The following is a 22,311-nucleotide window of genomic DNA, read 5'->3' on the forward strand; positions in this document are numbered from 1 at the left end:
GATACCGCCTCATTCCTCCTGCCAAACGCCTCTCTCCTTCAGGCTGTCCGCCACTTCCCTGGGCATGTAGGCTTCGTCATGCTTGGCCAACACCGTATCGGCCAGGAGAACGCCCTCTTCGCCGAAGGCGCCCTCCACCACAACGCCCTGCTCCTCGCGGAAGAGATCCGGCAGGATGCGGTCGTAGACCACAGTTACGGTGTGCTCGTGGTCGGTGACAGCGAAACGCACGCGCGTCCCCTCGCCGCGCACGATCGAGCCCTTTTCCACCAGCCCGCCAAGGCGGATGCGGTCGCCGGCAACAGCCGGCTGCGTCAACAGATCGACCGGCATATAGAAATAGGACGTCTGCTGGCCGAGCGCATAGAATGTCAGCGCCGCTGCCAACGCTAGGAAGCCCATGCCGGAGCTGATTACAGCTAATCGCTTGTGCTTGCGCGTCACGTTACACCTACTCGCCTTGCGGGACGCCCAGCGTCTCCGCATATTCCGTCAACGTCTCGGCCTCCTTGCTGTCGGCGCCGAAAGCAGCCAGCGCCCGCTCCAGCGCCTCGCCCGCTTCGTCCCTCCTGCCCAGGACGACATAGGAGCGCAAAAGCCGCCGCCAAGCTTCGATGTCGGCGGGATCCTCACGCAGCCGCGCGTCGAGCCTGGCCACCATCCCTTCTACCATCTCCTGGCGCGCTTCGGGCGTCATCTCCTCGGCCGCCGTGATATCCGCCTCGGAAGGCTCCTCCGGCACCTCGCCCCCGCTGCCGGTAAGGCCGGCGATGGCCTGCCCGGCGACCTCCTTCCACGGCGAATCCTGCGGAAGCCCAGCCGCCATCTCCTCCCACATGGCGCGCGCTTCCGCCGTATTCCCTTCTTGCGCTCGCGCCATGGCGATGAAGAAGCGTGCACGGGGATTGGCCGCGTCGATCTCTAGCGCCCGTTCGAACCCCGCCTCCGCCTCTGCGGTGACGATACCGCCCGCTTCGCCCACCAGGGCCTCGCCAAGAGCCGCCTCGCGCGCTGCGCTCGGCCCGGTGAGCGCGATTGTCCTGCGATAGGCCGCCGCCGCATCGCCGTAGCGCCCCAGCCGCGCATAGATCGGTGCCAGCACCTCCCACCCCCGGGCATCCTGCGGATTGTCCGCGAGATGCGCTTCCGCGCGGGCGACCAACTCGTCGAGCGAAGCCTGCGAGGGATCGATCGTCAGCCGCGCCTGCAGGGGAAGGGCAGGCATGCCCGGTGAACCGAGGAATGCATAAAGGCCCCAGCTAACCAATGGCACCGCCAGCACGGCGGCCGCGGCAATGGCGCGGGCCGAGCGGCCGCCTGCGCCGCCGCTATCGGCCTTCCCCGCCCCTCTCAGGCGCAGGATGCGGCGCCCGATCTCGGCGCGCGCCTCGGCCGCGTCGGCCTTGGAAATCAGCCCGCGCCCGACTTCCTGCTCGAGTTCAGCAAGTTGATCGCGATAAACGGCAAGGTCGTGCTCTACGCCTAGGCTCCGGTCCCCGCGCCGGCGCAGGAAGGGCAGCATCACCGCCAACGAGGCGATGAGCGTCAGAAGCGCAGCTAGGACCCAGAACAACATGTCTGTTCAAATATCCGTCACGCCGGGCCGTGCCAACTCCCCCGGCATGCGGCCTTTTGGCATGACAGAGCCTTGCTGGTGGCGTCAATTGAGCAATGTCCAGGTTCCATCTGGATTGCGGCAGGCGGTGCCGCGCACGGAGCGCGCCGATCCGCCTGCGTTCACCACGTGCGAATAGGGCCGGCAATCCTGCGAGCCCACGCGATAGGGCTGCGCCGCCGTCACCGTGCCGCCGTGGCCGGTCTTGTCGTCACGCCAGACCACCGGCTCGCCGGCAGGTGCCGATTCGAGCGCACGGTACTCCGCATTGATGGCTTCAAGCCGCTCTCGGCGCGACAGGTCGGCGCCGGTGCTCGCCACCAGGCCGCCACCGATGATTCCGGCAACCGGCTCGCCGGAACCCGCGCCGATGGACCGGGTAAGCGATGCATCGGCGGTTCTGGACAGGCCACCCATGGCGCAGCCCGAAAGCGCAAGAATCGCAAAAGTGACAAACGCCGGGAACTTCATCGCCGCATCAAGTCCTTCAACCCGCTCCACAAAAAGCGCCGTCGCCTATAGATCATGTTTGACGGAATTTTGTCTACCTTCCAGCGCCCTAGCTTCACGCGCTCAAAAGCGTCACTTCCGCCCTTAACCCGCCAAGCTGCGAGCGCTCAAGCGAGAGCCCGCCGCCGTACTCCCCCACTAGGTCGGCGACAATCGCCAAGCCGAGACCTGTTCCAGGCTTGGTTTCATCCAGCCGCCTTCCGCGCTTCAGCGCCTGCCGCGCCTGGTCCTCCGGTATCCCCGGCCCGTCATCCTCGACGATGATACGGAAGCTGCGCTCGTCGCCCTCTTCCTGCGGCGGATGGAGCGACAGCGTGACGCGGCCACGCGCCCATTTCATCGCGTTCTCCAGGAGGTTGCCGGCGATCTCCTCCAGGTCCTCACGCTCGCCGGCGAACACCACTGCCTCCTCCGGCATGCGAACCGTCAGCTCTTTCTCCGGGTTGAGCTTCTCCGTGACCCGCACCATGCGCGCCAGCGTCTCGTTCACCGGGCTGCGCTGGGCAAGGGCGCTACGCTGGGCGGCGGCGCGGGCGCGCTGGAGATAGTGGTCGATCTGCTGCTGCATGGCCGAAGCCTGGGTGGAGATCAGCGTCCCCTGCCCGCCACCCATGGCGCGGCCCTCGTTCATCAGCACCGCCAGCGGCGTCTTCAGCGAATGGGCGAGGTTGCCCACCTGCTTTCGCGAGCGCTCGATGATGCGGCGGTTGCTCTCGATCAGTGCATTGGTTTCGTCCGCCAGCGGCGCAATCTCCCCGGGAAACGGCCCGGAAAGCCGCTCCGCCGTACCGGCACGAATACTGGCCAGTGCCTGGCGGATACCCTGCAGCGGCCTCAGCGCAATCAGGATGGCAAAGGCGTTAATTGCCACCATGCCGAGCCCGAAGATGGCCAGATAGACAAAGAGCTGTTGCGCGAAATCTGCGATTTCCCGTTCCAATTCGCTGCGGTTGCCCATGACGCGGAAGCGGGCGATGCGGTCGGCCTCATCGAGCACGATCTCAGCCTCCAGCACCTGGATATCCTCCCCGCCCGGCCCTTTCGCCAAATAGGTGCGCTGAAATTCGCGGCTGAAGGGAACGACGTTCTGCGGCGGCGAAGGCACCGTCCCCACCAGTGACGGCGAACGCAGCGGATTGCGCAGAGCCTCGGACGCCGGCTCTACGGACCAGTACCAGCCCGATAGCGGTTCAGAAAAGCGCAGATCGCCGAGATTCGGGCTGCCCACAAGGCTGCCCGCCTCGGACGCGCTCACAGAGGCGATCAGATTGAAAAGATGGGCGGAGAGAACTTCCTCGAAGCCCCGGTTGCTGACCTGCCGGAACAGGGCGGAGATCACGGTGGCGATCACCACTAGTGCGATGACGGCCCAGATGGAAGAGAAGGCAACGACACGAAACGTCACCATACGCGGCAGCCGCCGAAGCCGCGATAGAAACGCCGTCAGAGGCGAATTTGCCCGTCGCGCAGCCTGTTCAGGCATTCGGCTCGCGCAGGCGGTAGCCCATTCCGCGCACGGTCTCGATGAGGTCGGAACCCAGTTTCTTGCGCAAACGTCCCACAAATACTTCTATCGTATTGGAATCGCGATCGAAATCCTGATCATACAAATGCTCGACCAACTCGGTGCGCGAGACTACCGAGCCCTTGTGATGCATGAGATAGGCGAGCATCCGATACTCGTGCGAGGTCAGCTTCAGCGGCACCCCGTCCACATCCGCCTTCGATGCCTTGGTGTCCAGCCTGAGCGGCCCGCAGAAAAGCTCCGGCGAGGCATGCCCCGCCGCGCGGCGAATGAGGGCGCGCAGGCGCGCCAGGATCTCCTCCATGTGGAAAGGCTTGGTCACGTAATCATCGGCGCCCGCGTCGATGCCGGAGACTTTGTCGCTCCAGCGGTCGCGCGCCGTCAGGATGAGCACGGGCATCTTGCGCCCGTCCTGGCGCCACCGCTCCAGTACACTAATGCCATCCATCTGCGGTAGGCCGATGTCGAGCACCGCGGCGTCATAGGGCTCCGTGTCGCCGAGAAAGTGCCCCTCCTCGCCATCGAAGGCGCGGTCCACCACATAGCCGGCGTCCTCCAGTGCACTGCAGATCTGCCGGTTCAGGTCCTTGTCGTCCTCGACAACGAGTATGCGCATGGTCGCTCGCTCCAGACAGGAAATCGGTGAAGCAGGATAGCCGATCCGCCGGAAACATCACCCCTGATTTTTATTGCGCCGGAACGGTGAACTCCGCGCGCCGCGGCCTTCCGCCATCCTTGCCGGGCACCAGAACGACGATCCTGCAGACGGTCTGACCGCCGCGCGATTCCTCCGAGGCTTTCGCCAGCGTACCGCCCTGTTCAGCGGCGATCTGCTGGCCGATGGCATAACAGTCCGCGCCCTGGGCAAGAAACACCGGCTCCCCGGCCCGCTCTTGGCCGGACGCACCCGTGGCAAGAAGCGCTACCGCCAGCGCGGCCGATGCGGTCAGAAGGGATATGGAGCGAAGCTGTTTCATGTTGCCGTGTTTAGCTCACCAGGGCTGAACGGAGAATGAACAATAAAACGGACAGATGCCAAAGCTGCAATTCTGAAGCCGCATGCGCGGAGAGTGTCCCCGCGCATGCGGCCTCGGGTACTAGTTGATGCGGCGATCGGCTGCCAATCGCCCGAAGATCGCCAGCAGGCCAGATATGGCGGTGACTGCCTGCAGCAACGTCTCCACCAGCGCCTGATTGTCGACCTCCTCGACGGGCAACCCTAGGAGACCGCCCATGCCGGCGACGACGGTCACCACGGACGCCCAGATGGTGCGCGACAGATACCAGGGTTTTGTCTCGTTCATAGCAAACTCCTTTCCAGCTGATTCTTGCTTCCTCACGCCATTGCGACCGTCCGCCGCACGGGTATGCCCGCGCCGATTGCCGTGCTCACTTGGCGCACAGTCACGTCGACCGCCGGCGGCGATTCGGCGAAGTCCGCCGCGGCCATGGCCGCCGTGTAGGTCCATTGGGCGCTGTCTGTGTCCACACTGCGTACCGCAGCACCGCCCACCGGCGCGATCTCGACGCGGTAATGCTCCTGTGTCTCGCCGAGCGGGATGTCAGCGCCCAGCCAGCCATCGGCATCGATGCGCCCGCGCCGTTGCCAGGAAAGGGCAAGGTCGCCGCGCTCAATCCGCCCTTTGAGATGCACCGGCGACAACGGCAGCAGTGCCCGCTTTCCGCCGGCAACACGCTCAAGCACGAAATTCTCTTCCGAAGGGTCGAACCCCGCCGGCCCCACCCGCCAGTTGAGATCAAGGCCGATCTCTCCGGCCTTGAGCCCCGCCGGCGCCACCGCCTCGTCGAGAAGCACGAAGGGTGCTCCATTCGCAGCGCCCGCCGCCATCGCGTCATTGGTCCCGAGTTGCCCGCGCAGCAAGCCAGTAAGCCGCCACACCGAGAGTGCGATCTCCTCTGCTGTGTCGAACTGAAGGATCTCCCATCCCCCCGCCAGCGAACGAACGGCCGCCGTGTTCCCGCCGTTCAGCACTTGACGGCGCGATAGGCTCTGCAACTCGCCGTCATAAAGCCGCACCGTCACCGCGGCCGCCCGGTCGCTCCTTCCTTCCGCCGCACCGCCGGACAGTGTCTCGACAAGAGTGCCGATCACGGCCCTGAGACTCAGGGTCGAGCGCAAGGCAAACCCCGTCTCCTCCGGCGAAACCAGCACCGCCTGGCTGCGCCAGGGCTTCGCCCGCGCAGCGAGCCGCAGTTGGTCCTGCGGCGCGTCCTCGCTCGTGCGCACCGGCAGGTCGAGAAAGACCGCATGTGGACGGCTAGGCGCAAAGCTCTCCCCGGCCTCGTCGCGCTCGGGAATGCCGGCGCCGGTGGCAGGTGCTGCCGCCACGCGCACGATGCGCCGCGCCCTGACCAGTCGCGCCAGCCCGTCCTCGATCTCCGTCGCCAGATATTCCGGCCCCTGCGGTGCATCCGGCAACCGGAACACACTACCGACCTCCAGCCGCTGTTCCGTCAACGGCACGGAAAACGCCACTCTCTCACGCCCGTCCCAGCTGCGGCGCAGAAGATCGCGCACCAGCCCGTTCGCCTCATCGGCGGAAAGTACCCCAGGGAAGCTGACGAAGCTCGTCCCGTTTCCCTTCGCGCCGACATAGTCGGCCGCCGCCGTCGCCGACTGGTGGTCGTTCAGCGGATTGCGGAAGTCGAGCTGGACCAGCGCCGGCAGCGTATGATCCGGCGTGCGCACCCGCTCCACCGTCTCGCGCTCCTCCTCCACCACCAGTTCATCGAGCAGAAGCGCTTCACCCGCCCCCGCTCCCTCGGTGGCGAACACCAGTCCCTCCTCGCCGTCCTGCGCACTGATGCCGAACAGCGTCGCCACCGGCTCGATTGCCGCGCGCGCCGTCGTCGGATCTGTGACGACGTACCCCGCCACCGTCCCATCCGCCCGCGCGGTGTCGGCGGCCGGAAGTCCATGGTCGGCAAGGATTGCCTCTATCAGTGCAGCCACTGAAACGCCGCTCAGTCGGCCATTCAGCCAGTGCCCGTGCGCCCAGTTTTCCCCGTCACCCCAGACATCTGTATAAGTCGGAAAGGCCGGAAACGGCCGCGCGTCCCACGCCCACAGACTGATCGCGCTAACGTCCACCATCGGCCCGCCATAGACTGCTGAGATCGGGTTGGCCGCCGCCCCGCCATCCTCCCAGTGTGCATAGTGAGCGGCCAGAAACCGCTGCTGTGCCAGGTCAGAGCGCCCGCCGTTGGAGAAGTAGGGAAGCGTGTTCTCCGAAGATTTCCGGTCGGGAAATACGTTCGGCTGGTTGGTGCCCTTGTCCACTGCGGCGCAGCCGACCTCGGTGAAGTGGAACGGTTTCGACTGCGGCACCCAGGCAGTCGGCTCCGCCGCCTCCACGCCGCCAACGCGGTTGAAATGCTGGTTCGACCACCAGCCCGCCAGATCCTTGTAGCGGAAGACCCAGTCCTTGCCGTAAGCCGCGTCACTGATGGACGAGCGCAGCCTCGCCGCCCGGTCGGCCTGGCTTGCATAGTACCAGTCGAACCCCTCCCCCGAGGTGATCGCCGCGCGCAACCCCTCCAGATCGTAAGGCCCGGCAAAACCGTCCGGATTCCCGCCGCCGACGTCGGAATCCTGCCAGTCGGAAAGCGGCATGTAATTGTCGATGCCTACTGCGTCGACATCCGGATGCGCCCACAGACTGTCGAGGTGAAAGAACGTGTCCCCCGATCCATCCGCCGGCTGATACCCGAAATACTCGCTCCAGTCCGCGGCGTAGGTAATCGTCGCCGCCGCCCCTAGAATGCCGCGCACCTGGCCCGCCAGTTGTTCCAGTATCTCGACAAAGGGAAAGCGGTTCTCCCCGTCGCGGACCGTCGTCAGTCCACGCATCTCCGAGCCCAGAAGAAAGGCATCCACCCCGCCCGCCGCCGCCGCCAGATGCGCATAGTGCAGCACCAGACGCCGGTAGCTCCATTCGTCTGCATCGCCCGAGAAACGCACGGTATCCTCTGCCGGCGAGAACTGCCCCGGCGCGGCCAGCCCCGCCAGTCCCCCAATCTGGGCCCGTGCAAGGGCCGTCTTGTCCGCCGTTCCCGGCTGGCCGGGTGCCGGATGGCAGGTGATGCGCCCGCGCCATGGGTAGGCCGCCTGCTCTGCGCCGCCATAAGGGTCCGGCAGGTCATTGCCCGCCGGCACATCCATCATGATGAAGGGATAAAGCCCCACCCTCAGCCCGCGCTGCCTAATGGCGGCAATCGCTTCCATCACAGACGTGTCCGTGGGCGTCCCGCCATACGAGGCCTGCCCGTCCCCTTGCGAGACAAGCTGTGCCTCCTCCCGGTCAATGCCCGAAACACGCCACCGCTGCGAAAGCCCCTCCGGGTTTGCCTGCGTCACCATCGGGCGGATGGTGCAATGGCCGGCATTCAGGTTCGTCCCGAACCACGCCACCACCAGCGACACGCTCTCAAGGTTCGGGCACAGCGCCTGCAGCTCGTCAAGCGCGGCCTCGAAGTCCGTCGCAGCCGCCCTGTTGTGCCGGTTCACCGCCCTCGTCTCGCCGGGATCGCCGGTCTGCTTCACCAGCGTTGGTGAAAGGCCGTACTCGGTCGCGCCTGGTATCAGCGATACCGATCTGACGCGTCGGTTGAGCCTGTCCACAGGCCGCATCACCTCGAACTGGAACTGCGGAATGCGCCGTCCGTAGTCGTCGATGGGAAATCGCTCGATGACCAGATAAGCCGTGCCGCGATAGGCCGGCGCGTTGCCGGCGCCCTGCTTCGCCTCGATCAGCAGGTCCACCGGCTGATCCTGCGAGCCCGGATAAACCCGTATCTCCACCCGATCCCTGTCGAGCTCTTGCCCGTCGGCCCATATCCGCCGTACGCCCGCGATCTCGCCCTCGCACAGCGCAAAGGCCGCGTTGGCGAAATAGGAGTAGGTCGTGACCTTTGGGCCCCCTTTTCCGCCTTGCCGCTCCGTCCTTCTCTCCTCGAAGCGCGTCGCCCAGATCAGCGTCCCGCCGACACGCGCAGTGCCGTAGACCTGTGGCAGTGGAGCGCCCTCCTCCGCCGTCAGCGGCCGCGCCGTCGAAAGTCGCGGCCCCTCGTAGCGCTTGGTCGAGTCGATGATCGCCCGGTCGATCATGTAGCCCGCCATGGCTCCCGCTGCCGAGCCGATGGCCGAGCCGACCGGCCCCAGCGCGCCGCCCAGAAAGGCGCCGGCGGCCTGCAGAACGATTGTCGCCATCTGGCCTATCTCTCTCCCGTTGCAGGAAATGCGAACACGCCGGCGATCCGCCGCCGCCACTGCGGCACGATTTGGGAAACCACAACCGCCCGCCCCTCATAGGCATGGACGAAGGCGTCCTCCTTCACTAGGACGCCCACGTGCTTGGCCGGCAGATGCGGACGCCAGCGGAAAAGCACCACGCGCCCCGCCTTAAGCCCTCCGTCTGGGCATTCCAGGAAGTGCCTTCGGGCCGCCGCAAGAAGCTGCTCCCGGCCCCCCGTCTCCGCCCAATCCATGCTGTAAGGGCCGGCGGCTTCCGGCTCCGTCCCATGGAGTGCCCGCCACACGCCGCGCACCAGTCCAAGGCAGTCGCAGGCAATCCCCTTGCGGCTTGCTTGGTGCCGATAGGGCGTGCCCACCCAGGACAATGCTTCCGCCACCACCGCCTCTTCCAAAGAGGCGCTCTCCGCTCTGCTCATTCCACCAACGGCCCGCCGTCGAACGTCTGCTCCTCGGTGACGTAGCCATAGGCAGCGTCATCCCCCGGCAGATGCGGAAAGCCGCGGAAATTCGCGCTGTTGGCAAATTTCGCCTTACAGGTCGAAAACCGCTTGTCGCAACCAGCCACGACCGTAAGCGCATCTCCCGGCGCCACCGTCGCCGCCGTGTCCCGCCAAAGGTCGAGCACCACGCCGTCCACCCCCTTTCGGTGCGCCGCCACGCGCTCCCGCCGCCCGGCGCTCGCGCCGGACGCCCAGGTCACGATCCCATTGGTGAACCAGCCCGTTTCAAACGTATCGAGCCCGGAGACGACAATGCTATTTCCTTTCACCGCGTCCAGAACCCCGTTTCCCTTGAATCCTCCGGCCTCCAGATCCACCCCGCACCGTTCATCCCCCAACTCGGCATCGCAGCCGCGCCGCAGCGTGCGCCCGTTCGTCTGGTCAAGCGCCCGCTCCGGGCTTTCCAGCTCCGCCACGAACCGCCCGTCGCGCCTGGCGATCTGGCCGATCACCGCGCGACGCAGCCGTGCGAACTGCCCGGCGTCCTGCCAGTTGACCAGCAGCGTCTCGACCGTCGCCCCGTCATAGACCCCCGCCAGGATATCGGCCTCCTCGATATCCAGCGCCGACAGCGCCCCCTCCACGTCCACTGTATCTACCACCAATCCTAGCGAACGCCGCGCCTCGCTCGCCGAAAGCCCCGTCTCCGGCGTGAACGTCGTGCCGTCGCAGAAAACCTCCTGGTCATGGTCTGTAAAGCCCATCACCATGCCGTCGCCGCGAGTCAGCCGCCAGCAATGGCAGAGCGACGTCACCTCGCCTTCCAGATGCGCCGCAAGCGCCGCCGGCACGTGCATCACAACACCTCCACCAGTGGAATGGACGGGATCTGGCCCGCCTTGAACGCCGTCATGCTCGCTGACAACCGTTCGATGTCAAAGCGCACCGGAACGTCGAATTCGTACCCCGCCGTCACTCCCTCCCCCTCCCTAGGAACAGCCCCACCAACGAAAAGGACCTCCCCTGTCTCTCTATCAATCGAATAATCGGCTGAAATCGCCTTTGGCACCCCTGCCACGGCAACCAGCATGCTCTCCGCCACCGGCCTTGTGATACCCCGCTCATAAGCATCCGCCCCCTCCCCATAGGTCTTCACGAGGCGAAACCGCTCCCGCACCCCATCACCCACGCCGATCACCTGATCGAACGCCGAAGGCGTCTCATGCGGGCCACACGACTTCCAGTCGAACGGATCGCGGAACCGAAAGGCGTGCAGCGATCCCCGCCGCGCCTCGAAAAACGCCAGCACCGCGTATAGATCCTCGATCGACCGCACTCCCGTTCCCACGTCATAGTGCCGGCGCGAGCGGCTCACGCGCGCATTGCGCTTCTCCCGCCCCGAGGAAAGCTGCACGATCTCATTACGCCGCTCTGGCCCGCCGGTAGCGCCAAAAGAGACGCCGAGCGGAAAGCGGACGTCGTGAAAGCTCTGCATTGGCTCCTGCTCTCGCATTAGATGTGGAGTTTTAAGACGCTGTTTTGCGTACGGTTTGAATCCCTTAGCCACGGATCCTCAGGCGTGACCCGAAGATCGACGGCTGTGAGCCATAAACACCGATCACGTTACAGCCCCCGCGCCCCCCGCGAGACCGCCCGCGTCAGCATTCCGGTGACCTGCGCCTCTGACTTCCGGAACGAAGCCGCATCTTGCGTCGTCACGTTGAAAACGATGGTCGGCGCCGCCGCACCGCCGCCGGACGCTACGCCGAGCCGCCCGTCCGCCGTCCTCTGCAGTGGCAAGATCGCTTCCGCCCCCGCCTCCCCCATCAGCCCGATGTTCCGCCCGGCTGGAAAATAGGTCGGCGCTGAAACTACGCCCCCGCCCGCAAAAGGCACGACCCCGCCCTTGGCAAAAGGCAACACACCACCGATCCCGCCGAGGAGCCGGCTGAACAGCCCGCCCGTCAGGCTCTGCAAAGGTCGCAGACCCTGCTCCAGCGCCATACCTGCAAGGCTGAGCCCGATCTTGCGCAGTACGTCGTCCAGCGTCTTGCCGCTCACCACCGCGCCCTTCAATGCGCCGGTCAGTTGCGTCCCAAAACTCTCCGAAAGCCCTGTCAGGTTCTCCAGTGCCGCCTCGAACGGTGCCGTATCGGCGACGATCGGCACCCGCACCTCATCCACCATCCCATTTCTCCTGATTGTCCGGGAAAAGCCGCATCAGCTGGTGAAGCTCTGCCCGCCCGGGCGCTTGCCCACGCGCAAGCCCCAGCGCCTCCAGTGCTGCGTTGAATTCAAGTGGCGTCATCCCCCAGAAGGCGGCTGGTGATAGCCGCAGCAGGCCGAAGGCCATTCCCATAACTTCCCGCCAGGGAAAGGGCCTCCTTCTTGCTCCCGCTGCGGCATCTAAGGGTTTCCACCCTCCGGCGCCCCCGCGCCGAACGTCACCGAGAGCAACTCTCCGACAAGCGCGGCAAAACCCGCCGCGCCTCCCTCACAACGCATGGCCTGCACGTCCTCGTCGCTCACCTCATGCCCGCCGCCGCGCAGACCCGCCGCGAGGACCGCCGCCATATCCCCCGCCGAGAGCCGCCCACTCGAAAACCGCTCCACCAGCCGGTTCAGATCCTCGGCTTCGAACGCCGCCTCCAGCTCCGCCAGCGCCCCCAGCGTCAGGCACAGCCGGTACTCGCGTCCGTCGAGCTTGGCCGCCACCTCGCCTCGTCGCCTGTTCACGCTCATGGCGCCACCGCGAAGCTCACCGGCCCCGCCGATTCCAGCGCGATCTCGAACGTCACCTCGCCATCGTGGCTGCCCGAGTACTCCAGCGCGGTAATCTGAAAGCCCCCTGAAACGGTCCCGAAATCGGGAATGGCGAACTGCCAGCCGGCGATCTCGCCGGCAAAAAATCGCTCCCTGATCATCGCATCGGATTGCGCATCCTTGAAAATCCCCGACCCGCTGACGGAAGCCCGCTGAACGCCGCTGCCGGCCAGAAGCTCTCGCCATCTACCCACCGAGTCCGCATCGGTGATATCCACCGTCTCGCTGTTGAAGGCGAGCCTCTTCGTCCGCAGCCCCGCCACGGTGACGAAACTTCCCTGCCCGTCCTCATCCAGCTTGAGGAGCAGGTCCTTCCCCTTCTGCGCACCCATCCATGGGCCTCCTTCGATGCAAATGAAATGCTGTGGAGGGCGGGCGAGGCGCTATGCCTCCACCACCGCCCGAAAATGCAGCCCTCCATGATACGCCCCCAGATCCTCGTCGTACCTGACTTCGGACGTCTCCAGCCGCAGATTGACGAGCCGATGCCCCGCCAACCCCAGTTCCCCCTCATGCAGCGCGCCGCGCACCAGCTCCATCAACGCCAGCACCTCCCGCCTCCCCTTCTTCTTGGACCACACATTGAGCGTGAAGAAGTGCTCGCTCCCTTCCTCCGTCCCTGTGCTCCAGTCATAGGCCGTGGCCCGACCGAAGGTGACGTAAGGGAAGGCAAGTCCTGCCGGCGTCAGGTCGTGAAACAGTGCCCCGCCAAGCGTGGCCACCAGCGCCGCATCGTCCGCGAGTGCGGAAAATATCGCCTCCTGCAGGTCAAGCGTCGTGGCGGTCATGCCGTCCTCCCTTCCTGCGTGAATTCCCTCGCCTGAGCGCCTGGCGGCGCATTTGCACTGCGCTCTCGGCCTCCGGCCGCGCTCCACTCTCCATGGCCCCCGCCACCGTGTGCACCTTCGTCCGCATGGCCCGCACCAGCCCGTCCAGCGTCAACCGCATCGTCACCTTCATCGTCCTTCCTCCCGCGCACGGCAGACGAGGTAGCGCCCCGTCTCGTCCGCATCCCGCACCGTAACGATATCGAGCACCCGCCCATCCCGCACGAAACGCATGCCGCTTGCCACGTCTTCACGAAAACGCAGCGTCACCCGGTGCGTCACCGTCTCGTGCGCCTGGCCGGCGCCGAAGCGGCTTGCCTCACCCACCGGCTCGACATCGGCGAACACCGTCGCCACCACCTGCCAGTCCTCCGTGTGTCCACCGGCTCCGTCCGCTGTCGTTACCGCCGCCTCCAGCATCAGCTCGGTGCGCAGCCGCCCTGGGTCGATAAACATGATACCCATCAAAGCCTCGGCCCCTGCCAGGCGGCCATCAGCCGCCGATATTCATCGGGGACGGAAACCGGCTGGCTATCGGCTCCGAAAGCGCCGCGGAACTCGTACCAATGCGCCACCAGGATCAGCATCGCCCGCTTCAAAAGATCCGGAATGTCCGTCCCCGCCTCGCCGAAGCCGGCCGAAAAATCGATCTCGATCCCGTTCAGCGCCGGTCCCGGCGCCGGCTGTTCCCTGAGATAAAGCCGCGCCGGTGAAGATACGGCGTCGAGCTGACGGTCTTCCGGCGCCAACACCGAAGCGGCGCCGTCGCCGTCAAACACCGTCACCGACAACACCTCCCGCACCGGCGTGCGCCTCAGAAGCACGATCCCGCCCTGAGGCCACCGATCGAGCACCAGCCGCCAGGCCTGGTCGATCAGCGCCAGACCTGCCGCCCGCTCCACTTCTTCGCGCGCAGCGCGGATAAGCCCGGAGATCAAGCCGTCCTCGCTGTCGTGGGCAACGCGCAAATGCGCCTTCGCCTCGACAAGCGAAACCGGCTCGGCGGCCGGCTCGACCGTTCGAAACAGCGTCATCGAAAACTCTCTCTTCAGGATGATCGAATGAAAGACGGCCCCGGCGGGAGGAGACCGGGGCCGTCAAGGGCCGCTCGCAGCCGCACCGCCGCCCTAGGTCGGAGCGACAGCGAAGGCTATCCGGTGCCCAATCCGAAACATTCACGCTACGGATTCGATCCCGGCTCTAGCCCCGCAGCGTCCGACTGGGACGATACGCCGCAGCAGGAGAAGCCCGTCTGCGTCGCCGCCTAGGCTTCAACCTTCAGCAGCTTGATCGCTTCGAAGTTCTGAATGCCGCCACCCACGCGCTTGGTGGTATAGAACAGTACATAGGGCTTCGCCGAATAGGGATCGCGCAGCACCCGCACGCCCGTTCGGTCGACCACCAGATAGCCGCGTCCGAAGTCGCCGAAGGCGATCGGCGTCGCATTCGCTGCGATGTCCGGCATCTCCTCGGCCTCCACTACGGGAAAACCCGCCAGCATCGCCCGGCTGCCGGGGGCCGCCGGCGGCTGCCACAGATAATTGCCGTCGCCGTCCTTGAGCTTGCGCAGGGTGGCCTGGGTCTTCCGGTTCATCACCCAGTTCGCATTTTGGCGGTAGCTCGCCTTCAGCGCATAGATCAGGTCGATGAGCTTGTCCGACGGCGCCGTTGCCGGCAGGCCGGCTGCGTTTCCCGTCGCAAGATTGCCGACATTGCCCCAGCTCCAGTCTGCATCGTCGACCTGCGGATAATCGAGGAAGCCGCGCGGCTTGTTCGTCCCGTCGCCGTTGACGAACGCCGCCCCCTCCTGTTCGGCGAACGCCGTCTCGATCTCCCCGGCGATCCACGCGTCGAGATCGACCACGCTGTCTTCCAGAAGGGCTGCGGTCGCCGCTGGCATGGCGTAAAGCTCAGCCGTCGGGAAGGAAAGTTCGTCCAGCGTGCTCGAAGCCGTCTCCGGCCGAGGCGCCGTCTCGCCCACCCAGCCCGTAGCCGGTCCGGTGACGGCAAACGGTTTCTTCAATACCGCCGTGGACACCTGCCGCACGGAAGCGATCGAGCGGATCGGCGAAATCTCGGCAAGCCTCTTGCCGATCATCGCCTCCGTCTCCTCCGGCACAAGATAGCCGCCGTCCTGGCCGGAGCCGTAGGACATGGCCTTCTCCTCCAGCGCGCGCAGCTGCCGCTCGTCGCCGGTCCGGATGTAGCTCTCGAAGCCCTGCTTGTGCTCCAGATGCTCAAGTGCGCCAATGCTGTCGCGCTGCCCGAGCGCCGGCCGCGCCCGCTTCAGCACAACCCGATCCAGCACCTTCTTGTGCTCGTCGAGCGCCTGCGAGATGCGGTCGACCTTCTCGCTCGTCACCGGATCGGCGGCAGAGCGCCGCTCGATCTCCGCCAGCCGCTTGTCATTCGCTTCCCTGAAGGCCTCGAAGGAGGTCATGAAGTCCTCGAAAGCACCGCTCACGTCGCCAGCCCCCCCGGCTGACTTCACTTCCAGGACGCCCTTGCTCGTCTCAGTCATTTTCCGATCCTCATTGGTGAAAAAGTTTGGCCGCCTGGCGGATAGTCGCCGCCAGGCGCTCCGGCGTTCCCGGCGCGGCGTCCCGCTCGCGCAGGAGATGGGTGAAGCCTCGCGCAATCACCGTCTTTGCCTCGCTTCGCGTCAGCCCCGCATCCCGCGTCAGCCAACGTTCGAATTCGCGCGGGCTCGGAAGGCCGGTGAAATCCTTCACCGCCTCCACTCGCGCCTCCGGCAGCATGGGAAACGTCACCACGGAAATCTCCCAAAGGTCCGCCTTCCTGATGCGCCTGATCCCGGTTCGCGGCTCGCTCACGGCCCGCACCGTGCGGAACCCGATGGACAGCCCGTCCAGCGCCCCGTCGCGCATCAATTCCAGCACCTCACGCGCCTTGGTGACGCCAGTGGCCAGCTTGCCGCGCACGAAGAGCCCCCGCGCATCCTCCCGGATCTCCTTCCAGGCGCCGATCGGCTGGTTCGGATCGTGCTGGAACAACATTCTGATCCCACCCGCCCCGCGCTTCTGAAGGGATTCGGCAAAGGCGCCCCGCTCCACCACGTCGCGGCCCAGATCCACCCGCCCGAACAAGCTCGCATAGCCGGAGAACGACCCGTCACGCTCCACCTGCTCCACGTCGAGCCCCGCATATTTGCGCTCGTCCGCACCGATAGAGATGCTCATCGCCCGTTCCTCGCTTCCCGCCGCCTTGCCGCACTCGCAAAAAGTCGCATCACGAAGCCGATGGCGCTCCAGGCACACAAGCTCGCCGCCGCCGAGCCCATCAGCACCACCTCGCCGGGCGCCAGCTTACCGGCAAGCTCCAGTTCGGCGGCGATCTTCAGCCCCGCTGCACTGCCGAAAATAACGCCGCAGACCACGCCTACAGCGAAGCGGATAGCCGCCTCCCGTCGGCCCGTCGGCAGCAGATAAGCGAGAGAGATCGCCGATCCGGCAATCGCCCCCAAGGCCTTGGCTGCCCACAGCCAGCCTGCCTCGCTCATTCCGATCATCCCTTGATCCTTCGTTCCGTCACCCCGGCCCCACCGGCGCCCTCGCCGGCACGCAGGCTCAACCGCCCACGGCGCCATAGCCCACCGCCTCGCGCTTCTCGTCGTCGCTCAGGAAATTCGCCTCGCTCACCCGCGCCCACAGCGCCTCGCGCTCGGCCGAGAGCCCCTCCACCTGGTCGGCGTCGAACCACAGCCGCACATCGCCGTCGAGACGGGGGGCGAGAAATCCGCCCAGCTCCTTGGCGATCCTGCCGACCAGCGGCAGCACCGTCAGTCTGTAGAAAGCCCTGTTCGCCTCCTGGTAGTTCGCGTAGGTGTTGTCGCCGGGTATGCCCAAAAGCATCGGCGGCACGCCGAGTGCCAGGGCGATGTCCCGCGCCGCGCCGTTCCTCGCTTCCATGAAGTCCATGTCACGCGGCGAGAGGCTCATCGCCTTCCAGTCGAGCCCGCCTTCAAGCAGCAGCGGCCGCCCGGCCTTCGCCGCACCGGAGTAGCCCTGCTCCAGTTCCGTCTTCAGCCGATCGAACTGCTCGTCGGAAAGGTTCGCCCCCTCCTTCGTCGCATAGACCAGCGCGCCGGAGGGCCGTGCCGAGTTGTCCAATAGCGCCTTGTTCCACCGCGCCGCTGCATTGTGGATATCGAGCGCCTGCAAGGCGGCCGCCAGCGGCGCGAATCCGTAATGATCGTCGAGCGGATGAAAGAGCGTCAGATGCAGCCCCGCTCCTTCCTCCTCCAGCGACACCCGCCGCTTGACACCCCCTGCCCGGTGTTCCAACGCCACCGGCCAGCCTGCGCTGTCGGCGACCACCGTCACCTTGTCCGGCCTGAGCAGGTGCATCTCGCGCGCACCCGTCGCCGCCTCCACAAGCTCCACATAGGCGTTGCCGGAAAGGATCAAGTGCCCGTAAAGCACCTCCATGAACGTTGTCCCCGCCTGGCCATGGTTGGGCCGCGCCAGGAGCTCGAGCAGCGGATGTCGGTCAAGCTCCGCTTCCCCTTCGTAAGCCACCCACGGCACTGCCGCGGCGGCTTCGGCGATCATCCGCACCGCCCGGTGGGCGACGGGATTGCGCATGAACCCCTCGCGCGCCAGCGAGGCATAATCCCGCCGCGTCCATAGCGCCTCACCCTCCCGGTGAAGTGCCACGAAGCCGTAGCCTGCCGCCTGCTTGCGCTCGACAGCAATATTTCTCTCCCCCGGGGTTCGTGCCCAGGGCCAATTCCAAGCCATATGCGGTTCCTATCGGATTAGATTGGGGCCGGCGACGGCGGGCCGCGCTTCACACCTGCACGGCCACGCCGGCGCCCGGCGCGCGTTATGCAGGCTTGGGCGCTTCCGTCCCGGCATCGACCTCCGTAGCAGGTTGCCTCAAATTCTGAGAACGCGCATCGGGCGCCTGGTCATTGATGGACCGCCCGTCGTTCTTCGCCGAATTGGACAGCGGCGGTACGATACCGCCCCCCCGTACCGCATTCACCGCAAAACGTTTTCCGCATCCACAACCCATGTCAGACTCCTTTCTTTTCTTAGGTTAGTTCACCAAGATTCCGATCAGCAGCCCGAGCACAAACCCGCCCGCCGCACCGATCGTCATGAAACGAAACCCGAGACAACACGGGCAGTCTGCCCACAGAAGCTCGGTCAGGCGCACCGTCCAATGGCTTTCGACGGTGCACCAGCGGGGCAGCGCATGCGCGGCCGCCCATGCCATGAAGTTGGACAGGCGGTTGTCCGCCCAGTCTTCCTCCCCGTCCGCCCCCGGCCGATCCTCGGGTCGGAAGCGGAACGGATTTGTTTTCGGAGAGAACCGACCGATCACGGCAGGCGCGCGGTAAGGTATACGGTCGCCCCCTGGTGGGCGGCGGTGCGCCGAGAACCGTGATCCCGGGCAGCGTCACGCCGCTCACCCGCCCTGGCGCTGCGAATTTTGTCGTTGAGAAGAACGCTTTCGCACTCCTCATGCAGACAGACGACCTCTGCCATTTCTCTCGCTCCTTTGAGGAAGAATGATCAACGAACCAAGCCCACCTGGTATTGGGCTTGACTATGACTGCTGGTTTCAAGGATGCGCGGCCCGGCATCAGCTCCGTGATGCCCTAGATGAGCTCGTCCACTTGGCTCCGGCGGGTGTCCTGCGATGCCCGCCGGGGCCGAAGTCGTGCATCTCGTCCTTAGTTCGGGTAAGCGCCGTGTTGGCGCCCACCCTTGCTCGCTCAGTCGCAAAGCTGAGCCTGCCCCTTTACGTCGTAGTCAGAGCCATCCAGCTTCATGTTCTTTACAGAAAGCACCTTCCCGTCGCAGTCGATGGTGATGTGCCGAAGGAATTGCTCGGGAGCGGTAGCAGCGGGTGTAATGGTCAGATATGACATTCCCCAACTGGGTGACGCTGCTCCACCAGTATCCGTTGCTGTGAGAATCAAGCTCCTGGTGTTCGTCAGACGAAATTCATTGTGTATGTGGTTCGGATTGCCCTGAACCTCATGACATAGTTGCTTGGTACTGCTATCCCAACCGTATTCTGGATTTATTTGAACGCTTTCCACCTCGGACGGCAGAGTTAAACAGCTTTCTGACGAATATACGATATCACCTGTCCCGAATTTCATGTCTACAGGCCTATCGAATGTCCATTCTACTTGATCACCAAACACGCATGCATAGGTAGCACCATCAGGACCTGGCGTGAATCCTTGTACTATTTCCGTTACACTCCACCCTACACCGTTGGGTGCTGTCCCGGAGTACGCACACGGTGGTTCCTCGCAATCATCCCTAGGCCAATCTGCAATGGTCGTGAAGTCGAACGAGTACGCCTCATCGGTCCGCACATCGCAAAGCACCTGCGTCGTCGACGTCACACAGTCGGAGCCGCCTCCGCCAGAGCATTCGCCGCAACTGCAGCAGGGGCCGGAAGCGTAAGTCAGACCCCGGAAAGCTGCGGCATGGCAGGCAATGCCGCCGCCCATATTGCGGTAGAGGTGGGTGATGGTCTCCGGCGGATTGTTGTAGTAGGCGCGCGCCCTGCTGTTGTCGACTGTAGCGTTTATCCGGTTGCTTCCTGGCTCCCAAGTGCCGGCTCCTTCGATAAACTCGACATGGTCCGGCACCGGGTCGAGTTCCCGCACACCTTCAAATGTATCGAGATCGACGAAGTCCAGGCGCAGGCTCGTCATACGTCGCGCCGCCTCGTCCAACTTAAAGGTGAACCTGCTGTCTGAACTGGGGTTGCCGGGGGGGGCATTTGCGGACACATCCTGTCCGGGTTCCCAGTTTGAACCACAGCTGTCGGCGATGTTATTAAAGGTATTGAACTTGATCCTCGCCTCGTCGCCCGTCCTGGGATTGGTCACGATATAGATGAAATCGTGTCCTTCCTCCCCATCCGGATCCCGGATCACGTCCGTCTGCGGCCACTCGAGCTCCACCAGGGACGGTATGAGGCCATCGGGGCAGTCGGCGACCGCGACCGGCTTATATTCCTGCCCCTCGGCATCCGTGTCGTAGTGCCGTACGAAGTTGCCTTCACAGTCATAGACATAGTTGCGGAAGAACAGCACCGCGCAGCGCTGCCCCTCCTCGTTGGGCTCGACATCGGGTCTCAGGTCGCGCATCTCGCGGGCATGGACCGTCGAGGCACACGGCTCTTCCGCCGGCGGCTGCACCACCACCTCGCCGTTGGGGTCGACTATATAGTCCTGCCCGTCGAGCGTGGTGTCTTTGGAGGACAGAATGTTGCCCTCGCAGTCCACCACCGTGTCGCGCCGGAACGGCACCACCGTTCCGTCGGCCCGGATGTCGTAGAGAAGCTGCGTCGTTGGCGTCGGCGCGCAGCTTTCACACTCGCCGGCGCTGACTGGCCCTGCGGCTTCGTAGTGTGCGCCGTCGAGCTTGGTGTCGAAGAACTGGTCGGTCGGCTGCCCGTCCCTGGTGACATACCAGCGCAGGAACGTCTCGGTCCCGTCGCACATCACCTCCTTCTCGAGGTCGTACGAGTTCGCTTTTTCCTTCACCTCACCAGCGGGCTCATAGGGTTGCCCATCGAGCGTGGTTTCGCTCACGGAGAGCACCGCCCCGTCGCAGTCCACGGTCATGTGCCGCAGGAACGGCAAAGCCGTACCGTTGGGAAGCATGTCGTAGAGCAGTTGGGTCGTCGGTGTCGGCGCGCAGCCGGGGTCGACCGGAATCGGGCAGGGCGCGGAGATGGCGACGGTCTTCTGCGGCTCCGCAGGGCACAGCGCCGTCACCTTGACGTCGAGGCCGTGCCATTCGGTGCCATAGCCTCCCGCCTCGTCACGCCGGTCCGCGCCGACATAAAGCCGAAGATCGGGCAAATCCGCTGCATTCACGGTTTCTTGGACACACAGCGTCCGGGGTATCCCGTCCGGCGGAACCGCCGAAGCCTCGGCTGCCGAGATGACCGTCTGCGTTGCTGCATTGACCAGCCAGAAGAACAGCTCCGGGCTCGCATTGGTCGCAGCCGCGTCCGTCTGCGTGATCGTCGCATTCACGCAGGCCCGCACCTTTGCCTGCGTCGCACAGGCCGGCAGGGAATCTGCAGTAATTTGCAACGCCCGCCACGCCTGCACGCCGGCCTGCTGGATCGTCAGATCGCTCAATTCGTGACGGGACTGGAAGGCACCGCCACTTGAGGCCGAGAAGCCGGTCCGCAGCGTTGCCGGCGCGATCAAGCCGCCGCATTCCGCCGTGACGTTGAAGCGGGAAATATACGGCACGAACCCGTTTCCGTCATTCCAGTCGATCGCTGCGGAGATGAACGTCTCGCCATTCTCGGTGACGATCGAGGTCCGCAACCGCGGCTCGTCTCCACGTGGACGATTGCCGATAGGATTTGGAAGCGGGACTGTGTGAATATCCCGGTAGCTGTTCTGCGGCGGCGTGGGCCCACCTGGGTCGAAGCAGGCCTTAATGCGAAGACTATTACCCGAGTGAGATCCGCCCTGGCCTCCCGAACCACCATATTCATCAAGTACGACTGCGAGGAACGGATAGTCGATGTTGAAAAGGCCGAGATTGCCGCCCCCGCCAAGGGCGTTATCCTGTGGCGGCTGGGAGCCATCGGAGAAGAATTGCATCCAGCCGTCACCGGCTCGGCTGGTGCCATAGCTTGCCCACGACACCTCGGTGGTGATGTTGTCGGCATTGGAGAATACGGGAATGTAGATCGCCGCGCCGTTGCTGAAGGCATTAAGGTTCGACAGCTGCAACCGGCCCTCCCCGGCCGGATCTGGATTGTTGCTGTTTCCAGCGGTCAGAACAGCCACGCCCTGCAGCGCCCAGTTGGCATCGCCCGTATCGAACCCGGCGTACCTGAACGACTCGTTGATCGGGAAGCCGGCCGCCTGCGGCGCAGGGCTGGTGGTCCACCGGCCGCTGCAGGCCTGATCACCGTTCGCATCTTGCTCGACACGGGCATCCCTGTTCGCCCCGCGGGTTTCCAGAACCGCGATATCCACCTGCTCACCGGCGCCGCAACCGACTGCAACCGATGTCTCATCCGGACTTGGCGTGCAATCGGCCATCGGCAGAGGCGCCTGCGCCACCACCTGGCCGTTGGGGTCGACCGTATAGTCCTGCCCGTCGAGCGCGGTGTCGTTGGTCTCGAGGACATTGCCCTCGCAGTCCACCACCATGTGCCGCAGGAACGGCTCAACCGTGCCGTCGGCCCGGATGTCGTAGAGAAGCTGCGTCGTCGGCGTCGGCGCGCATTCCGGATCCTGCGGGCATGGGCCGACGCTCACCCCCGCG

The 22,311-nt window shown here is 65.1% G+C and carries 25 protein-coding genes and 1 pseudogene; all 26 read right to left on the minus strand.

The genetic code is table 11. The features are described from left to right. Positions 1-9 precede the first annotated feature (9 nt). Positions 10-444 carry a cytochrome c maturation protein CcmE gene (gene ccmE / locus N5A92_RS13525; protein ID WP_260903487.1) on the minus strand — a complete coding sequence of 145 codons (435 nt, stop codon included), beginning with the start codon at positions 442-444 and terminating at the stop codon, positions 10-12. 7 nt (positions 445-451) lie between these two features. Then, positions 452-1,576, minus strand: a complete 1,125-nt coding sequence (gene ccmI, locus N5A92_RS13530) for a c-type cytochrome biogenesis protein CcmI (RefSeq protein WP_260903489.1) — start codon at positions 1,574-1,576, stop codon at positions 452-454. 84 nt (positions 1,577-1,660) lie between these two features. Further along, on the minus strand, positions 1,661-2,086 hold the full coding sequence (locus N5A92_RS13535; protein ID WP_260903492.1) for an RT0821/Lpp0805 family surface protein: 426 nt from the start codon (positions 2,084-2,086) through the stop codon (positions 1,661-1,663). Positions 2,087-2,180: 94 nt separating this feature from the next. Then, the gene (locus tag N5A92_RS13540; RefSeq protein WP_260903493.1) at positions 2,181-3,533 is read right to left on the minus strand and encodes a sensor histidine kinase; all 1,353 of its coding nucleotides are present in this window, start codon (positions 3,531-3,533) and stop codon (positions 2,181-2,183) included. A gap of 67 nt (positions 3,534-3,600) precedes the next feature. Continuing rightward, positions 3,601-4,266 (minus strand): response regulator transcription factor, encoded by a 666-nt coding sequence (locus N5A92_RS13545; protein ID WP_260903494.1) that lies wholly within the window; start codon positions 4,264-4,266, stop codon positions 3,601-3,603. A gap of 70 nt (positions 4,267-4,336) precedes the next feature. Continuing rightward, positions 4,337-4,627 (minus strand): hypothetical protein, encoded by a 291-nt coding sequence (locus tag N5A92_RS13550; protein ID WP_260903495.1) that lies wholly within the window; start codon positions 4,625-4,627, stop codon positions 4,337-4,339. 120 nt (positions 4,628-4,747) lie between these two features. Next, entirely contained in the window at positions 4,748-4,954 is a 207-nt protein-coding gene (locus N5A92_RS13555; protein ID WP_260903504.1) for a hypothetical protein, read from the minus strand. A gap of 32 nt (positions 4,955-4,986) precedes the next feature. Beyond that, positions 4,987-8,880, minus strand: a complete 3,894-nt coding sequence (locus tag N5A92_RS13560) for a baseplate multidomain protein megatron (protein ID WP_260903507.1) — start codon at positions 8,878-8,880, stop codon at positions 4,987-4,989. A 5-nt stretch (positions 8,881-8,885) separates the two neighbouring features. Beyond that, the gene (locus N5A92_RS13565) at positions 8,886-9,341 is read right to left on the minus strand and encodes an NlpC/P60 family protein (RefSeq protein ID WP_260903511.1); all 456 of its coding nucleotides are present in this window, start codon (positions 9,339-9,341) and stop codon (positions 8,886-8,888) included. Beyond that, positions 9,338-10,222: a DUF2163 domain-containing protein gene (locus N5A92_RS13570; RefSeq protein ID WP_260903512.1), complete on the minus strand. Its 885-nt coding sequence runs from the start codon at positions 10,220-10,222 to the stop codon at positions 9,338-9,340. Before N5A92_RS13570 ends, N5A92_RS13565 begins: the two co-directional genes overlap by 4 nt. Further along, positions 10,222-10,860, minus strand: a complete 639-nt coding sequence (locus N5A92_RS13575) for a DUF2460 domain-containing protein (protein ID WP_260903513.1) — start codon at positions 10,858-10,860, stop codon at positions 10,222-10,224. The genes N5A92_RS13570 and N5A92_RS13575 overlap by 1 nt, the downstream gene beginning before the upstream one ends. A 128-nt stretch (positions 10,861-10,988) precedes the next feature. Beyond that, a complete protein-coding gene (locus N5A92_RS13580) occupies positions 10,989-11,552 on the minus strand; it encodes a phage tail tape measure protein (RefSeq protein ID WP_260903515.1) in 564 nt (187 codons plus the stop codon). Beyond that, positions 11,542-11,730, minus strand: a pseudogene (locus tag N5A92_RS13585) (phage tail assembly chaperone); the annotation flags it as partial. The pseudogene N5A92_RS13585 and the gene N5A92_RS13580, both read right to left, overlap by 11 nt. A 41-nt stretch (positions 11,731-11,771) precedes the next feature. Continuing rightward, entirely contained in the window at positions 11,772-12,107 is a 336-nt protein-coding gene (locus N5A92_RS13590) for a gene transfer agent family protein (protein ID WP_260903517.1), read from the minus strand. Then, a complete protein-coding gene (locus N5A92_RS13595) occupies positions 12,104-12,520 on the minus strand; it encodes a phage major tail protein, TP901-1 family (RefSeq protein ID WP_260903518.1) in 417 nt (138 codons plus the stop codon). The genes N5A92_RS13590 and N5A92_RS13595 overlap by 4 nt, the downstream gene beginning before the upstream one ends. Positions 12,521-12,571: 51 nt before the next feature. Next, positions 12,572-12,976, minus strand: a complete 405-nt coding sequence (locus tag N5A92_RS13600) for a DUF3168 domain-containing protein (RefSeq protein ID WP_260903520.1) — start codon at positions 12,974-12,976, stop codon at positions 12,572-12,574. After that, positions 12,957-13,148 carry a hypothetical protein gene (locus N5A92_RS13605; RefSeq protein WP_260903522.1) on the minus strand — a complete coding sequence of 64 codons (192 nt, stop codon included), beginning with the start codon at positions 13,146-13,148 and terminating at the stop codon, positions 12,957-12,959. Before N5A92_RS13605 ends, N5A92_RS13600 begins: the two co-directional genes overlap by 20 nt. After that, positions 13,145-13,480 (minus strand): phage head closure protein, encoded by a 336-nt coding sequence (locus N5A92_RS13610; protein WP_260903524.1) that lies wholly within the window; start codon positions 13,478-13,480, stop codon positions 13,145-13,147. The genes N5A92_RS13605 and N5A92_RS13610 overlap by 4 nt, the downstream gene beginning before the upstream one ends. Then, positions 13,480-14,049 carry a head-tail connector protein gene (locus tag N5A92_RS13615; protein WP_260903526.1) on the minus strand — a complete coding sequence of 190 codons (570 nt, stop codon included), beginning with the start codon at positions 14,047-14,049 and terminating at the stop codon, positions 13,480-13,482. The genes N5A92_RS13610 and N5A92_RS13615 overlap by 1 nt, the downstream gene beginning before the upstream one ends. A gap of 230 nt (positions 14,050-14,279) precedes the next feature. Then, on the minus strand, positions 14,280-15,536 hold the full coding sequence (locus N5A92_RS13620; RefSeq protein WP_260903531.1) for a phage major capsid protein: 1,257 nt from the start codon (positions 15,534-15,536) through the stop codon (positions 14,280-14,282). 10 nt (positions 15,537-15,546) lie between these two features. Beyond that, positions 15,547-16,215 carry an HK97 family phage prohead protease gene (locus N5A92_RS13625; RefSeq protein ID WP_260903537.1) on the minus strand — a complete coding sequence of 223 codons (669 nt, stop codon included), beginning with the start codon at positions 16,213-16,215 and terminating at the stop codon, positions 15,547-15,549. Next, entirely contained in the window at positions 16,212-16,544 is a 333-nt protein-coding gene (locus N5A92_RS13630; protein WP_260903539.1) for a DUF6107 family protein, read from the minus strand. Before N5A92_RS13630 ends, N5A92_RS13625 begins: the two co-directional genes overlap by 4 nt. Positions 16,545-16,602: 58 nt before the next feature. Continuing rightward, entirely contained in the window at positions 16,603-17,775 is a 1,173-nt protein-coding gene (locus tag N5A92_RS13635; RefSeq protein WP_260903540.1) for a phage portal protein, read from the minus strand. A 301-nt stretch (positions 17,776-18,076) separates the two neighbouring features. Then, a complete protein-coding gene (locus N5A92_RS13640) occupies positions 18,077-18,364 on the minus strand; it encodes a hypothetical protein (protein WP_260903543.1) in 288 nt (95 codons plus the stop codon). Further along, a complete protein-coding gene (locus tag N5A92_RS13645; protein WP_260903545.1) occupies positions 18,361-18,528 on the minus strand; it encodes a hypothetical protein in 168 nt (55 codons plus the stop codon). The genes N5A92_RS13640 and N5A92_RS13645 overlap by 4 nt, the downstream gene beginning before the upstream one ends. A gap of 230 nt (positions 18,529-18,758) precedes the next feature. Continuing rightward, positions 18,759-22,304: an L-type lectin family protein gene (locus N5A92_RS13650; protein ID WP_260903546.1), complete on the minus strand. Its 3,546-nt coding sequence runs from the start codon at positions 22,302-22,304 to the stop codon at positions 18,759-18,761. Between the last annotated feature and the right edge of the window lie 7 nt (positions 22,305-22,311).

Origin of the sequence: Chelativorans salis, assembly GCF_025336525.1 — a bacterium.
Taxonomy (GTDB): Bacteria; Pseudomonadota; Alphaproteobacteria; order Rhizobiales; family Rhizobiaceae; genus Chelativorans; species Chelativorans salis.

Excerpts from the sequence above, each read along its gene's own strand:
- N5A92_RS13545 (WP_260903494.1), bottom strand. The coding sequence starts at position 4,266 with ATGCGCATACTCGTTGTCGAGGACGACAAGGACCTGAACCGGCAGATC.
- N5A92_RS13600 (WP_260903520.1), bottom strand. The coding sequence starts at position 12,976 with ATGACCGCCACGACGCTTGACCTGCAGGAGGCGATATTTTCCGCACTC.
- N5A92_RS13620 (WP_260903531.1), bottom strand. The coding sequence starts at position 15,536 with ATGACTGAGACGAGCAAGGGCGTCCTGGAAGTGAAGTCAGCCGGGGGG.
- N5A92_RS13605 (WP_260903522.1), bottom strand. The coding sequence starts at position 13,148 with ATGAAGGTGACGATGCGGTTGACGCTGGACGGGCTGGTGCGGGCCATG.
- N5A92_RS13560 (WP_260903507.1), bottom strand. The coding sequence starts at position 8,880 with ATGGCGACAATCGTTCTGCAGGCCGCCGGCGCCTTTCTGGGCGGCGCG.
- N5A92_RS13580 (WP_260903515.1), bottom strand. The coding sequence starts at position 11,552 with ATGGTGGATGAGGTGCGGGTGCCGATCGTCGCCGATACGGCACCGTTC.
- N5A92_RS13565 (WP_260903511.1), bottom strand. The coding sequence starts at position 9,341 with ATGAGCAGAGCGGAGAGCGCCTCTTTGGAAGAGGCGGTGGTGGCGGAA.
- N5A92_RS13595 (WP_260903518.1), bottom strand. The coding sequence starts at position 12,520 with ATGGGTGCGCAGAAGGGGAAGGACCTGCTCCTCAAGCTGGATGAGGAC.
- N5A92_RS13575 (WP_260903513.1), bottom strand. The coding sequence starts at position 10,860 with ATGCAGAGCTTTCACGACGTCCGCTTTCCGCTCGGCGTCTCTTTTGGC.
- N5A92_RS13555 (WP_260903504.1), bottom strand. The coding sequence starts at position 4,954 with ATGAACGAGACAAAACCCTGGTATCTGTCGCGCACCATCTGGGCGTCC.
- N5A92_RS13570 (WP_260903512.1), bottom strand. The coding sequence starts at position 10,222 with ATGCACGTGCCGGCGGCGCTTGCGGCGCATCTGGAAGGCGAGGTGACG.
- N5A92_RS13535 (WP_260903492.1), bottom strand. The coding sequence starts at position 2,086 with ATGAAGTTCCCGGCGTTTGTCACTTTTGCGATTCTTGCGCTTTCGGGC.
- N5A92_RS13610 (WP_260903524.1), bottom strand. The coding sequence starts at position 13,480 with ATGGGTATCATGTTTATCGACCCAGGGCGGCTGCGCACCGAGCTGATG.
- N5A92_RS13615 (WP_260903526.1), bottom strand. The coding sequence starts at position 14,049 with ATGACGCTGTTTCGAACGGTCGAGCCGGCCGCCGAGCCGGTTTCGCTT.
- N5A92_RS13550 (WP_260903495.1), bottom strand. The coding sequence starts at position 4,627 with ATGAAACAGCTTCGCTCCATATCCCTTCTGACCGCATCGGCCGCGCTG.
- N5A92_RS13625 (WP_260903537.1), bottom strand. The coding sequence starts at position 16,215 with ATGAGCATCTCTATCGGTGCGGACGAGCGCAAATATGCGGGGCTCGAC.
- ccmI (WP_260903489.1), bottom strand. The coding sequence starts at position 1,576 with ATGTTGTTCTGGGTCCTAGCTGCGCTTCTGACGCTCATCGCCTCGTTG.
- N5A92_RS13635 (WP_260903540.1), bottom strand. The coding sequence starts at position 17,775 with ATGGCTTGGAATTGGCCCTGGGCACGAACCCCGGGGGAGAGAAATATT.
- N5A92_RS13540 (WP_260903493.1), bottom strand. The coding sequence starts at position 3,533 with ATGGTGACGTTTCGTGTCGTTGCCTTCTCTTCCATCTGGGCCGTCATC.
- N5A92_RS13630 (WP_260903539.1), bottom strand. The coding sequence starts at position 16,544 with ATGATCGGAATGAGCGAGGCAGGCTGGCTGTGGGCAGCCAAGGCCTTG.
- N5A92_RS13590 (WP_260903517.1), bottom strand. The coding sequence starts at position 12,107 with ATGAGCGTGAACAGGCGACGAGGCGAGGTGGCGGCCAAGCTCGACGGA.
- N5A92_RS13645 (WP_260903545.1), bottom strand. The coding sequence starts at position 18,528 with ATGGCAGAGGTCGTCTGTCTGCATGAGGAGTGCGAAAGCGTTCTTCTC.